Source organism: Methylacidiphilum kamchatkense Kam1 (genome assembly GCF_007475525.1).
Lineage (GTDB): Bacteria > Verrucomicrobiota > Verrucomicrobiia > Methylacidiphilales > Methylacidiphilaceae > Methylacidiphilum > Methylacidiphilum kamchatkense.
The window spans coordinates 1,487,066-1,501,543 of sequence record NZ_CP037899.1 but is presented as its reverse complement, the minus strand read 5'-3'; the positions used below and the strand labels follow the sequence as shown (position 1 = coordinate 1,501,543).

Below are 14,478 nucleotides of genomic sequence, written 5' to 3'. Positions count from 1 at the left end.
TAAAAAGGGAGTGGTAAATGTATAAGTAGCATTCAAAGTAAAGCCTACAATGTTGGAATAGCAGGAAGTGTTTATCGGCAGGAGGTTCTGTGTCACACTACCTACAGGAATGATAAGAAAAACATTGCATTTACTTAAATTTTTAGAAGGGAATGGATAGTTATTTTCAGTTTTTATCTACTCCAAATTTTTTCTATTCGAGGATAAAGAGAGATGAATAATCAATAGTCTAACGGTCCGTCCTATCCGCGGCATGATACAACCCTGGATGCAACGTTGACGAATCGAAACGTTGGGCAATCAACCTGTCTTCTATTTTCCCATCGTATCAGAAGTGAAATGGATAGACTTAACACTATTGGTGCACCCTTTCTGCTCCTTAACTGCTCCATTTTAGAAAGAAAAGCAATAGAGTCGTGTGATCATCAATCAAACAATTGATTCCAGAGTTAGAGAATTTACATGAACTATTTCTGAAGATCTGAAGAAAAAATCAAGGCACCTAGCTAATGGATTATGATTCAATGAAATAAAGACAATAGGAGTCATAACTTGTTATTAATTAGGTAAAAGAGAAAATATTTTTTATAGATTAGCCTAAAAATAAACTATTTCTATAAGATATATTAATAATATGATTTATTATTTATTATAATATATATTTAAGAATCTTTTAAATAGATGAGAAAAGCAATCAAATAAAAATAGAAGAATTATAAACCTTGTGATGATACCAGGAATATCCTAATATCAAATACAAGAAATGTCTGTTTGAATCCTTAAAAAAGATTAATTGATTATAGTTAGTCTCCATTAGAGATGGAGACGATAATGGATTAAAGGAGGTTGATATATGGCACAAGCGACAACGCAAACGGTCTCGATATCGATACCGGACAAGTCAGCCTTCTCTTGGAAAAACCTCTGGATTGCTCTAGCCATCATCACAGCCTTTGAAATTGCTGTGAATGCCTATGAGCGAGCCTTTGCGTTTTCCAAGGGATTGGATTACTTCACTCCGGAGTATCAGACCTATTGGATGAGTATCCTTTACACCGAGCTGATTCTTGAGCCGCTGACACTCATCGCGCTCTGCTCCTGGTTGTGGGTGACCAGGGATCGTGCGATGGAAAACCTTGCCCCTGCAGAAGAGTTAAGGCGGTATTGGAACCTTGGATTATTTGTCGTGGTTTATACCGTTCTACTCTACTGGGGAGCAAGCTACTATACGGAGCAAGACGGCACATGGCATCAGACGGTGATTAGGGATACGGACTTCACACCAAGCCACATCATCGAGTTCTATCAGAGCTATCCTATTTACATCATAGCTGGGGTAGGATCGATGGTGTATGCCATGACAAGACTTCCCGCCTATGCGAGAGCTTTCTCTGTACCCTATGCGGTGCTGGTTGGCTCTCCCTTGATGATCTTCCCCAACGTCGGTTTGAACGAATTTGGTCATACCCGTTGGTTTATGGAAGAGCTGTTTGTGGCCCCATTGCACTGGGGATTCGTCATGTTTGGGTGGGGAGCTCTGGCAATTCTTGGCACATGGCTTCAAGCTTGCCCAAGAGTCCTGGAGCTGATCAAGCAGGTCTACTATGGCAAGCCAGCTACGCCACCTGCGGTGGTGTTAGAGGACCCAGAGAGAACAACAAAAATGGAATTGTGCGAAATATAAGTTGAAAAAAAAGGGCGGGAAACCTATAATTATTGGCAAGGTTTCCCGCTCGAGCCTATAAAAGAATGATTATTGGGAGTATTCAAATGAAAAAATCTCCGAAAAGCAATAAGAAAATGCAAATAAAAATATTGGCTATCTTGTGTGTGCTCCTTTTTTCCCCATTTTTCTCTCTTTCTTCGCTCTTTGCGCACGGCCGATTAGTTCCTGCTAAACCTTTATGCCCCATTCAGCAAAAAGGCGATTTTGCGATTCATATGGATGTTTTCCCACATTCTAAACTTTCTGATCTAGAAAAATGTGGAACTGTTTATTGTCATGAAGTGCCTTTTACTGGCAATATGACACTTGTATTTGATCTTTACAGTGTTCAAAATGTTCTTAATCATACCCCTGTTCGCATTGAAGTGATTGAAGAGCCTTTACATCGGTCCATAGCTTCTATTCCTCCAACCATTTATTCTAATGGTATTGCAAAAATTCCTGTGAATTTTAATCATCCTGGCCATTATAAGATTGTGTTGCATGTGCCAAAATCCGCCTCTGAAGAGTTGCTGAATAAGGTTGATTCGATTAGCCAAGATCAGGTTGCTCAGGATGTTGACTTTATATTTCCTCTTGCTGTGGGTATGCAGAAATATACTTTAGGATGGGTTGCTACATGGGCGATGGGGATTCTTTTGGCTACTTTTGTTCTGAGCTTCATTCTCTATGATGAACGGTCTTTTTACGTTAAATGGAAAATGAGAAAAATGGCTGAAGAAGAAGAGTCAGAATAAAAAAATAACACAGTATTTTTAACCTTAAGAAAACAACTTTTGTTTTTTCTCTAAGGTTCGGCAGACATCCTTATTATATATAAACCTTAGGATCTTTTGTTATTGAATTGATTTTTTTTAACAACCTCTCAATCAAAAGAGTTTTTAAGTATTTACTATTTTCATCAAAAAATAGTCTTCCAGTAAAAGGGGTTTTTTCATGCAAAGCCATAAAGCTCATCGGTCCACCATCTCTGGTTATCCCACAAAAATTGATCCGACAGCGGTTGTTATTTTTGGAGCGACTGGTGATTTGACCCAAAGGAAGATTATTCCTGCTTTTTATCACCTTCGCAAGCATGGGCGACTACCAGATCATTTTGTCATTGTAGGTTTTGCACGCAGACCGTATGGAGAAAAAGAATTTAGGGCGCTTTTAAAACAATCCCTAGAGGATTATTCCCATACGCATCCTATAGATCCAGAGGTTTGGCAATGGCTTGAGGAAAGAATCTTTTATTTGCAAGGGGATTTAGCAAATCCTGAAGATTATGTGAAACTTGCCCATCTCCTCAACTCTTTGCCTGAATCCAAGTATTATAAGGATAACCATCTTTTTTACTTAGCAACCGCTCCAAAGTATTTTCCTATTGTATCGGAAAATTTGGCAAAAGCTGGCTTAAATCCTCAGCCTGGAATCTCTGGACAAAGACGGCTCATTGTAGAAAAGCCTTTTGGTACAGATTTAAAATCAGCCAGAGAGCTAAATTCTATTCTGCAAAAATATTTTCCTGAAAAAAGTATCTTTAGAATCGATCATTATCTGGGTAAAGAAACAGTTCAAAATCTCCTTTATTTTCGGTTTGGTAATTCGATATTTGAGCCTCTCTGGGACAGAAAATATATCGATCATGTACAAATTACCGTTGCTGAGACGCAAACCATCGGGAGTCGTGGAGAATACTATGATGCCACTGGAGCTTCACGGGACATGCTACAAAACCATTTGATGCAGCTTTTCAGTCTGATTGCCATGGAGCCTCCAGCTTCCCTTGAAGCCGAGTCAATTAGAGATGAAAAAGTGAAAGTTTTAAAGTCTGTACCTATTCCATCTTCCGAAGAATGGCTGCACAATAGCGTCCGTGCGCAGTATGGACCTGGGATTCTGGGAGGAAAAACAATTAAAGCTTATAGGGAAGAAGAAAAGGTCTCTAAGAATTCTCTTACAGAAACCTATGTGTGCGTGAAACTTGAAATCGATAACTGGAGGTGGAGTGGGGTACCTTTTTATTTAAGAACTGGAAAAGCGTTGGCTAAACAATTCAGCGAAATTTGTATTGTTTTCAATCGGCCTCCCTGCGTCCTGTTTGCAAACAGCACCAAAAAAGTGGCAAGAAACTGGTTGAAAATTCGTATTCAACCCAACGAAGGGATTCATCTTCTTTTTAATACCAAAGTGCCCAATCTACCTGCTCTGCAGGAGGCAAAGATGGATTTTTATTACAGGAGATATGGAGATCATTATTTTCCAGAAGCCTATGAAAGATTACTGTTGGATGCCCTGAATGGAGAATCAACCCTTTTTACCCGATCGGATGAAGTAGAATATGCTTGGAGAATTATCGACGCTTTAAGAAACGCATGGAATGAGGAAGAAGTTGATTCTATTCCTCTCTATGCTCCCGGCTCTATGGGACCTGTCGAAGCAGATGAATTGTTGCGAAGAGACGGCCGCTATTGGGGACCTCCTCCAAAGGAAGAAGAAGAAATACAGGAAGCTGAAAGTTAAATGGTATGAAAAACTATGCATCGGATAGATGTGATCTCTTTTGAAAGCTTAGAAGAGTGGCTTGACTACCTTACTTTATCTTTTAAAGAAATAGTAAAAACTGCCTTATATCATAAACCAATATGCCATGTGGCTTTATCGGGAGGCAGCACGCCAGTTCCTTTTTATGCGCGATTGTGCACAGAAACATTACCCTGGGGAAAAATTTGTTTTTGGCTTGGTGACGAGCGCTGGGTTCCAATTGAAGATGCTCAGAGTAACGAAGGAATGATTCGGAGAACTTTAGGAGCTACGAATAAGGAGTTCCAATTTTATGGATGGCATCTCTCTGAAGAGCCTTCTCAAGCAGCTGCACTCTATGAAAAAATGCTGCTTGAAAAAGTAGGGAATCCTCCCATTTTTGACTTGATCTTATTAGGCATTGGAGAAGATGGCCATACCGCCTCACTTTTCCCTAATTCAAAGGCTCTGGATGAAAAAGTACACTATACCGCTCTTTCGCTTCAGCCTACTAGCGGACAAATCCGACTTACCTTTACATTTCCTTTGATAAACATGGCACATCAGATCTGGTTTTTGGTGTCTGGTAATAAAAAACAACCAATCATTGAAAAAGTATTGTCTGCGGCTCCTGAAATTCCTGCTGCTAAGGTCATGGCCAAAAACCAAAAGTTGATTTGGCTGAAGGCTTAATTAACCAGCTCTTCCCCTCCACCGAATGTTGGGCAACTTGCCTTCTTTTTTCATTGCCTCAGAGTAGAGAGGGACAGTCCTATTGCTTTTGAAGCTTTTCCTACGCTGGCTCTCCTCTCCATTTTATAAAAAGTAGAATATTCGTGCAGTCTTTAATCAAGCAGCCTGAGCCTTCTGGTTGTATGGAAGTGGTGTTCGTGAGAAGTTAGGAGTTGTGCTCGGGTTTTTTGGCTTTTAACACTCCATTTTAGTGAATTTGAAAAAGGAGATTGAATAGTTATATGGCATACCGCATACATATAACTACAAAATAATGTAAAAAGTTTTAATTATTCTTTTTTTCTATCTTTGTGAGCAGGGGATTGAATAATAAAAAAAGACCAATTAGACTTTTTAGGATAAAAAGGGAAGAGCTTTTATACGTTTTTTGGGCAACTACCACTATTTTTATTTTATGGAGAGGAACATGGGGATGGAGTGAGGTGTTGGAGAATCAAAAAGAAAAGGATAAGGTTTTTTTTCAAGCCTATCAGGATGCTCTGGTGGCCTTTAAAAGGCTCAAATTGGAGGAAGCGCAAAAAGCTATTTCTAGGGCTATAGAATTAAGGCCAAATGATCCACGTACGATCGTTTTAGCCGCCAGGATCTATTTAAAGCAGAAGGATTATGAAAGGGCAGAAAAAGAGTTGTATAAGGTTTTCAAAATACAACCAGATTATGGTCCCGCCTATCAATATTTAGGAGAGGTTTTCTTTGCAAAAAAAGATTTCAAAGAAGCATTGTATCGGTTCGAACAAGCGGCATTACATGATCCTATGAACAAAGAAATCCTCTTGAAAAGGATCTATTGTGAAATTGGATTAGGAAGGCTTTTAGGTGCAGAGAATTTGCTTTCTAAATTAAGTGCTTTTGATGAAGCTTCTCCTGGCTATTATTTCGCTAGGGCAGCACTGTGTCGGTTCCAAAAAAAATATGAGGATGAAAAAAATTTTCTTGATACCGCTCGCATCATATATGGTAACGATGCTTTTAGTCAGTATCTTGCTGACTATGAATCCTTGTTTGCCAAAAAACAAACATTGAATTAATTTGTTGGCTGAATCAAGGGATGTTATAAAAAGGAGAGCAAGGGCGGGGTAGCCAAGTGGTAAGGCCGGGCTCTGCAAAAGCCCTATGCGTGGGTTCGATTCCCACCCCCGCCTCATTTTAGAAAGCCATTGGAAGGGGGGCTTATCTCCAGATGGTGGAATAGCCTTAAGCAAGAGGTTGTATATTAAAAAAAAGAACTGAAGAGCATATTATGGTGTATTTTAAGATATTCTTTTGGCTGCTTTCTGCTTCTTTTTCTTATATGCTTAAAAAAGAGCTTCCTCTTTTTTTTTATTCCATGGCAATCGGAGCGTTGCTAGGGGCTGTGTGCTGGATAATTGCCAGTACCTATACTCTCCTATGGAATAAAAAATTTAGGGCCAATCCGATCCATCATTTTTTTTGTGGTTTAGCGGCCCTTGCAACGACTCTTTTTGTGATCTGCTTTTTTTCTTTGAAATATTCTAAGGAGGTTGGCAAACTGATAGTTTTTAATTGGGCTTCCAAAATTTTAAAGGATTCTCGTTGGGAAGATTGGACTCTAGCTCAATCTTATGAAGCGATTCGAGTCAGTGGAAGAGAAAAGTTTCTTCCTCCCCCCCAAGCTCAATTCGTTCCATTGATAGATCCCTATTCCAGAGCGATTGTAGCCAATATCTATGCAAGGAATGCAGCATACGATTTTTCAAAAAATCATCCTGCTCTTTCTTTGATTATCCGCCCAGATGTTTCTGTACCCAGCCGAGCTCTACTCCAAGACATGAACGCTTTTTTCCAAAGTAGCCCTCAAGTATATCCTGTGGATAGGGCTCTCAAAATCGTTACCTACTACCTCATTTCAATTCTCGATTCTCAAATGGGAAGGCTCGTTGTTTTATCCCGGTCGATTCTTGCATTGCTTTTTGTTGTCTTTCAGCTTATCCCTTTTAGCTTGATTGGATGGGCAGCTTATCAGGACATTCGAGTCAGGACTTAGTTTTTTAACTGCAAAAAAAATACAAGTTCTGTATTTACAAAAGTGGTGATTTTAACACAATACAGTAAGACAGAAAGGATCTTTGCTTGTGTGTAGGGGAAAGGCCAGGTCGGATTTGAAGCGATTAAAAACATCTCGAACTTTGGGGAGAAGCATTGAACCTTAAAAAATGAATGCAAATCATCTCATTATCGGTTTGGGTGGAACGGGAGGAAAAATTATACGAGCGTTCCGAAAGACCATCTTTCAAGAATTCAGGAAAATCGATCCTCCCAATGTCCGGCTCTCTTACCTTTATGTTGATTCCAGCGATGAACTGATGCGTCTTGATGATCCTAGTTGGAAAGTTCTTGGACAGAGTGTTCAAATTCCACCAACTAGTCAACTTTTGATAAAATCTTCCAATTTGGCTTCAATCCTTGAGGACCTGCCTAGTTATCCTGGTATTCAGCCTTGGATTGGAGACAAAACCATTTGGAGAGACATCCTCAATAGTATTATTGGGGATGCCATCGGAGGGCAGAAAAGGAGGCTGGGAAGATTTCTTTTTGCTAGCCATGCCGACGAATTTTGTCGCAGACTTACCCATCTTGTAAACGAAATTCAAAAGGGTGGCCAACAGGATGTTACTTTTCATGTTTGTTGTGGCTTGGCGGGTGGAACAGGCAGTGGGACACTAATTGATTGTGTGAGTCAAATAAGGAAAAACTATCCAGATACCCTTCAATATCGAATTGTTCTTTATACGTTACTGCCCGAAGAGCATCCGAAACCCAACTGGAATACTGGAAATTATCATGCCAATGGCTATGCCGCTTTGCTTGAACTCAATGCGTTGAGTATTGGCAAGTTTTATCCCTGTGACATTGCCGGGGATGGAAGAAAATTAGAAGAACTGAAAACGCCTTTCAATGGGTGCTATGTTTTTACCAATTTCAACGAAAACGGACTGGCCGTAGATATCTCAGAAGATATACCTAACATTCTGGCTGATTTTCTTTACCAAAAAATTGTGACAGTCAGAAACATTAACTGGGAGTCGCTCGGGCGGGCTGAGAATGCAGAGAATGGGGACGGAAATCCTGAAACGCTGCCCGGGTCAAATGATCCTGTTCGTTCGAAAAGGTTTTTAACTTTTGGTGTCAAAAGGCTTTCTGTACCTGAATCTGAAATTTCTGAGTACATTGCCTTTCAATTTGCTCGGCAAGCAGCCTTGCAGCTTCGCTATAACAACTGGTCAGAGACGGATGGCTTTTTAGCCGATCCACGGAATCTGGATATGGTGAGCTATGTGAGTAGCCCCGAACAGCTCGAGCGATGGATGCTCAGCGATGAACACTTCATTTTGTCTGCTCCGATTCTTGAATCGGATGGGGTAGGCTCAAAATGGCAGCCTGTGAGCCGGTATTGGATGAATGTGACGACGAATTTAAAAGAATATGTGCAAGGAAAGGAAACTGCAGATAAATGGTTAGATCGGTTGAAAAGCTTGTTGGATACAAGGTTTCAAGAGCAATACAGAGGGCAAGGTGTTAAAGCTTTTTATGAGACAGTAAGTCAATCGACTAGAGAAAGAGCCAGAGAAATAAGGCAAAAATTGGAGCGTGAGCTTTTTTCTGATTGGATTAATGGAACAAAATCCGCTCACGAAATCAGCTCTCTTCTGGGAGCTTTAATGCCTCATTTAAAAGCTCGATTCGATCGAATAGAAGAAGAAATCACCAAATTGAGACCACAGGAAGAGGAATTGGCCAAAAAATTGGCGGAACAACAAAAAGAGTGGGCTAAAGTGGGTGTAATTTCAGATATGTTTGGGAAAAGGAAACGACTTTTTGATGCAGCTTCTACTGTATTGCAAGATCTCTATACGGTGCGGACAAAAATAGAAGGTTGGCAATTTGCTAAGAAATTCCTGCCTGTGATCATTGAAGAAATCGTTTTATTAAAGGCCGACGTGGATAAGGCTGCATCGATGATTGCTGAATCTATTAAAGCATTTGAAGATCAAATAGCTGTTCGTTGTTCTGATCAAGGGGCAATGATCGATTTAAGAAAACAGGTGATCCGTTTTTACGACCCGGAGCTTGTTAAAAATGTTACAAAAAGACTGATTAAAGATCAAAAAGAAGCAACCACCCAAACCCAAAGAGTTAGAACGGCTATTGCTGAAAAGCTTGGAGAAAAACTCGATTTTAAGACTCTAAATGAAAGGATTTCTAAGACAGTTTTTCTCGATACTCTAGAAAGACAATGCATGGAAAATGCAAAGATTGCGCATAACAATTTGGTGCAGACCGAAAGCGATCGGCTTATTGGAGTGAGTATTATTGAAAAACTAAAAGAGAGATATGCGGATAGACAGTCTCTTCGACTCTACTTAGACAACGTTGTTAAGGCCGCAGGCAATTATCTTATCTTTAATTCGGATGAGAAAAGAAGAGTGGGACAAGGCATTAATCCTACAGCACAAATAGCTGTATCAAATTTTACAGTCATCCTTCCAAAAGCTCCAGAAATGGAAGATTACATAAAAGTTCTCAAGGAAGTCTTTTTTGAATGTATTCGTAATCCAAGCAAAGAGTTTATTGAAAATGACACTCGGCTCAATGAAATCATCCTTGTGAGCATTACGAACCTGTTCCCTCTGCGCATTGTCCAGCATGTGTCTTTTCTAAAGTCCAAATATTTAGAAAGAATTAATGGCTCTGATTCGAAAAGAGCCCGTATGGAGTTGCATATTGAAGGGGATGGCCAAACCCTTCCTTCGCTTTTTGTTCCTACTCGAACAGAATTGGAAGACAGGTTAGCTCCCATTCTTCTTTTAGGAATGGTCCTGAAGGAAAAAGGAGAAGATGGGACTGAAAAAGAAATTCTTCAAAAAATTGAGACAGAAACTGGAGCGTTGCAGTTAGGCTTTATGCAAAAAGATGAATATGGGTTTGATCAACCTGTTTATCTTGGAGGAGACGATTTTTCTGAAACCCTTTCCAATATTAGGGAAGAAGCAGGGATACTTTTAGAGCAGAAGATTGAGGCATTGCTTAAAAGCTCAGAGATGAAGCTAGAGCCAAAAAGAAGAGAAGTCGAATCTGAGATTGTCAAAAAAGTTAACAGTCTAAGAGGAACAATAAAGCCAACCGATCCAAAATCGAGAAGGTTGGCCGATTGGGGAAAACTGGCAATAAAAAAGGTTCGTGGCGAACTGTGATCTCCCTGTGATCCTATTTTTTTCATTTCAATGACAAAAAAAGGGATTTGCGATAATTTTGGAAATTGCCCTTCCAAGGCTGACCAACATGTAGTCATTGAAATTGAATCAGATAAAGAATTTGTTTGTCCTGATTGTGGCAACCGTCTTATTCCTCTTGATGAATGGGAATCAAGAAAGAAAAAAAGATCGCTTATACCATTTCCTTTTATTTTATTAGTGTTGACGGGAGTAATCCTTGCCGGGATTGCTTTTTCTTTCTTCAAAAACTCTTCTTTTGTAAAGAAAAAAGCGGGCCTTTCTTCATCTTTGCAGCCAAAGCTTCTTTTTAGCATTACCACTGAGGATTGTTTAGCTCAGAGTCTTGTTCGGCCATTGGTTTTAGGATTTTTACATGAGGACCTCAAGGGAAAAGAGATCGGTTGGAGAGAACAAAATCCTCAATCGACTGAGCTTTCTTTTCTGCTGCCAGATAAAACGCAAGCCCTTATTAACATACAAACTCAAAAGACAACAGATGGATTTGACCATTTAGTATCGGCAAAAAACGAACTATTAATTTCCTGTCGGAAAATTCAAGCTGAAGAATTGAAAAGATTTCCTTTTGATATGACTGCTCCAGACCATGAAATCGTTATTGGCCAGAGTGCCATTGCTGTTTTGGTTAATAAGCAGAATCCTCTAAATTCCCTAAGCTTAGAACAATTAGAGAAAATCTTTGCAGGCAATATTACGCATTGGAAGGAACTAAATCTACCTTACCAAGGGAAAATTATTCTCTTTGTCCCTGATCAACGCTCATCCTGTAGCAATCAAACGCTTTCCAGTTTTTTTCGGCACCTGCCTGTTGATGGGGCTCGTATTAAAGCCGTAGGAGTCGAAGAAGTGAAAAAAGCGGTTTTGGAAAATCCAACAAGCTTAGGCATTGCAGATTATCCATCTGTTTCAGAAATCTCTGGAGCTAATGGAAATGTAAAGATCCTTTCTTTGTTTATGAAAGGGGCTGAGGCTTTCAAACCAAACCGCTTTACAATTGGTACTGAGGAGTATCCATTAGCCTTTCGGTTGTATCTTTATGTCACTGATAAAAATAGTTCCTGGATACATAAATTCATTCACTATGTTTTATCCACTCAAGGTCAAAAGTGTGTTTCATCATTGGGCTTTGTCGGCAGTGGTATAGAAGAAGCAAGCAGCGGATCGATTCCTACAAAAGGAGCCGATGAGGGGAATATCATTCCTCTTAATGCATCGGAAAGATATAAAAGTTTAGTAACGGGAGCCAAAAGAGTGCCTTTTGACATTCGGTTTCGTTTTGGCAGTAAGGAATTGGATAACAAAGGGATTGTCGATATCAAAAGGCTTGCGCAATTTCTTTTGGAACCAGCGAATAAAGATAAGGGGGTGCTGTTGATTGGTTTTACGGACAACGTAGGCAACCACACTTATAATCTGGGGCTTTCCTTCGAAAGGGCACAGAGCGTTGCCAACGCTTTGAAGAAAGAGGGAATAACAGTGGTCAATGTTGCTGGGGCAGGAGAGGAAATGCCAGTTGCTTCTAACGATACGGAAGCAGGAAGGGAAAAAAACAGACGAGTGGAAGTTTGGCTTTGTGCGAAAAAATAGTGAGGTTTAGTAAAATATTAAAGTAAAAAATGTGTGATTTATTGGTAATATTTTTAGTGACTTTTATTAAATTTTCAAATAAACTAAATACAAACTAATTTCCTTTATGAGATTTGATTTGAAAAAGGAAAAGATTTCGAAGGATTTAGGAAAAAACGGATTGATAGAAGACAGAGAGGCGGAAGGCCTTTTTGTCGAACAAACGGAAGCTCCAAAGGCAAGAACTACAGGGATAAGGAAAGGCAAATGCATTAATTTTGGAGAATGTGAGGAAGCGGGAAAAATCACTGAAGTCCCTGAGGGAGCTGAATTTGTCTGTAAAGCTTGTAAAAAGCCTCTTGAAGAGGTAACACGATATGCAGCTAGAAGTTCTAGATCTTTGTTCCCATTGATCGGTGGGATTGGGCTGGTGATAGTCGCCGTTTTGGCTCTTCTTTTTGTTATTCCTCTATTTAATGGAATGATAAATGGTCAAAAGGGGATTTTCAAAGTTTTGGAGTCTAAGCCATCGTTACTTCAGGCTGAAGAAGCTATTAAAGCCCAAATCCCTAAGGGATTTGCTTTTGTTGATATCAAAGAAAAGAGCGCTGTTAAAGATCAAAATGGACAGTGGAATTTGGATTATGAGGTTACGGTTCAACCGCAGCTTACGCTTTTTTGGGTACCCGTAGGGCCTGTGCTTCCTGGAAAGGAGCGATTGGAGGGTGTTCCTAAAGATCTTCAACCTTGGGCAAAATCTCATATTAAAGATCTTCTCTTTACCTTGGATCAAGAACCCGGCATGGTCTATTATCAGGATCAGAAACGAACGGCTTTTGAAGCTAATCAGCCTGTTACTTTAGATTGGAAGGTAAAAGCGATAAAACAAGCTGATGGTGGATGGAAATTTTTGAATGAAGAGAATAAGTTTCCTTGGGCTGCGATGCCAGAACAAACTATCCCAGGAACACAAAAAACGGTCCTCTATTCAGCTTATGATCTGGCTACAGCCCTAAGGCAAGAAGATAGTCAATGGGTAGATCTGGCCAATCGGCTTAAAGAAATAGATAAGCAAGCGGCTCAAGTTTATATGGATGCGAAATCCGAGGTTTCTAGTCCTGGCCGAAAACCTAAGTATTTGCAGCCTGGAACCGGTGGACCTACGACTGCTGCTGAGGGAGCGGGAATAGGGGCTGCTGGAGGAGCACTTATCGGAGGGCTTGCTGGAGGAGGAGCTGGAGCCGGATGGGGAGCTCTTGGTGGACTAATACTGGGAGGGTTAGGAGGAGGTTTGTATTCGTATGAAAAGGAGAAAAAAGCTTGGCGTGCAAGAGTAGCAGCCCATAACGCAGCACTTCGAAGGGCTGCTGCCAAAGCAAGGGAAGAAAAAGAAAGATTGTTAGAGCAATATGCACAAGAACTAAGGCAAATGGCAGAGAATAGGAGATTAGCATTATCAGGGGTTAATCCAATTCCCAATCCGTCTTCACAATCCCCTCAAATCCCTGCTTCTCCTGCTCCCTATATGCCTACCACTTCTTCTCAACCTCTTCCTCCTCCTCCTTTTCCATCCAATTCGCCAGCATCTTCTCCTTCCTATCCTCAGTTTCCTGGTTCTGTTCCTCCTGCAGAAGGGTATGGTCCTCCTCCTGGAGCTCCTCCTTTGCCCCCTCCGCCTTATCCTCAAGGATCTTCTTATCCGCCTCCTTTTGCTCCTCCTCCCTCCCCTCCTCCGCTGGTGCCTTAATGGAAGTTTACAACTTTTGTTGTCATTTCGTTCCTTTGGAGGCATAAGGTGATTGCTCTTTAACCCATTTGTTCTAGGGAGAAGAGATAGGTCAGATGAAGAAAAATATTTAAGATTTGGTGTGTCTAAACTTTTTATGATTCCATGGGGTAATCCCAGAATGCGTTCATGATCAAAGATGGATTGAATTTGTTAAAAGAAGCCTTTTTTTGTTTCTCTATCAAAGACCTCTTTATTTTTGGTTAACCTTGTTGTTTTCTTTCTTCCTTGCTGGTTTCTGCTGGTGGCTTGCAAGTCACTATACACAGTTGTGGAATCGGACATTCAAAGTTAAATTGGTCCATCATCTCTTTTGTGGCATAGCCTCTTTGATGACTTTTATTTTTGTTAGCACATTTTTCTGTCTAGGCTTTACAAAGACTGCTGGAAGAGATCAGATAAACAGATGGGGTTATGAATTGGTCCAAAATGGGGAATGGGAAAATCGCACTTTTGAGCAGGCAAGAAGAGCTGTCTGGGACTTAGGAATTGAACCAGCCTATGAATGGACCAGCCCTCATTTTATTCCGACTACAACCTATCAAAGCCGATTAACTGTTGCGACAATTTATGTTACTAATGCCACAAAAAACTTCCTTTCCATACATCCCTTTTTAGGAAAGATCCTTGATTTAAATATTACAAAAGCTGAAACTCTCGCTAAGAAAGATATGGATGCATATTTTGCTATTGGAAGAACAACCTATGATGATCGTAGAGCTATTGGATTAATTTCTTCCTATTTGATATGGTCGTTGGATCAACAAACTCCAAGACTTTCTTTTCTTTTTAGAGTCCTACTGGTTGTTCTTTTCCTTTTTACACAATCTATTCCCTTTACTCTTATTGGAATCGCTGCGTATAAGGATATTAAAATTCAAACGTGAGAT

Annotated in this window: 10 protein-coding genes and 1 tRNA gene; all 11 read left to right on the top strand. The window is 40.2% G+C overall.

Annotated elements, in window-relative coordinates; genetic code table 11:
* Window positions 1-853: 853 nt before the first annotated feature.
* The 11 genes from amoC to kam1_RS06970 all read left to right on the top strand — a co-directional run bounded on the left by amoC (window position 854) and on the right by kam1_RS06970 (window position 14,475).
* A complete protein-coding gene (amoC, locus tag kam1_RS07020; RefSeq protein WP_039720583.1) occupies window positions 854-1,684 on the top strand; it encodes a bacterial ammonia monooxygenase, subunit AmoC in 831 nt (276 codons plus the stop codon).
* Window positions 1,685-1,800: 116 nt separating this feature from the next.
* The gene (locus kam1_RS07015; RefSeq protein ID WP_235276664.1) at window positions 1,801-2,463 is read left to right on the top strand and encodes a hypothetical protein; all 663 of its coding nucleotides are present in this window, start codon (window positions 1,801-1,803) and stop codon (window positions 2,461-2,463) included.
* A 199-nt stretch (window positions 2,464-2,662) separates the two neighbouring features.
* A complete protein-coding gene (zwf, locus tag kam1_RS07010) occupies window positions 2,663-4,231 on the top strand; it encodes a glucose-6-phosphate dehydrogenase (protein WP_039720584.1) in 1,569 nt (522 codons plus the stop codon).
* Window positions 4,232-4,246: 15 nt separating this feature from the next.
* Complete coding sequence (gene pgl / locus kam1_RS07005) at window positions 4,247-4,924, top strand: 6-phosphogluconolactonase (RefSeq protein ID WP_039720585.1); 678 nt, start codon at window positions 4,247-4,249, stop codon at window positions 4,922-4,924.
* A 362-nt stretch (window positions 4,925-5,286) separates the two neighbouring features.
* On the top strand, window positions 5,287-6,012 hold the full coding sequence (locus kam1_RS07000; protein WP_235276666.1) for a tetratricopeptide repeat protein: 726 nt from the start codon (window positions 5,287-5,289) through the stop codon (window positions 6,010-6,012).
* Window positions 6,013-6,054: 42 nt separating this feature from the next.
* Window positions 6,055-6,126: transfer RNA gene (locus kam1_RS06995), tRNA-Cys, on the top strand.
* A 98-nt stretch (window positions 6,127-6,224) separates the two neighbouring features.
* Complete coding sequence (locus kam1_RS06990; protein ID WP_039720787.1) at window positions 6,225-6,989, top strand: hypothetical protein; 765 nt, start codon at window positions 6,225-6,227, stop codon at window positions 6,987-6,989.
* Window positions 6,990-7,158: 169 nt separating this feature from the next.
* Entirely contained in the window at window positions 7,159-10,197 is a 3,039-nt protein-coding gene (locus kam1_RS06985; RefSeq protein ID WP_039720587.1) for a tubulin-like doman-containing protein, read from the top strand.
* A 30-nt stretch (window positions 10,198-10,227) separates the two neighbouring features.
* Window positions 10,228-11,823 carry a phosphate ABC transporter substrate-binding/OmpA family protein gene (locus kam1_RS06980; protein WP_039720588.1) on the top strand — a complete coding sequence of 532 codons (1,596 nt, stop codon included), beginning with the start codon at window positions 10,228-10,230 and terminating at the stop codon, window positions 11,821-11,823.
* A 118-nt stretch (window positions 11,824-11,941) separates the two neighbouring features.
* Window positions 11,942-13,549 carry a hypothetical protein gene (locus tag kam1_RS06975; protein WP_172616762.1) on the top strand — a complete coding sequence of 536 codons (1,608 nt, stop codon included), beginning with the start codon at window positions 11,942-11,944 and terminating at the stop codon, window positions 13,547-13,549.
* A gap of 209 nt (window positions 13,550-13,758) precedes the next feature.
* On the top strand, window positions 13,759-14,475 hold the full coding sequence (locus kam1_RS06970; RefSeq protein ID WP_244946009.1) for a hypothetical protein: 717 nt from the start codon (window positions 13,759-13,761) through the stop codon (window positions 14,473-14,475).
* The last annotated feature ends 3 nt before the right edge of the window (window positions 14,476-14,478 follow it).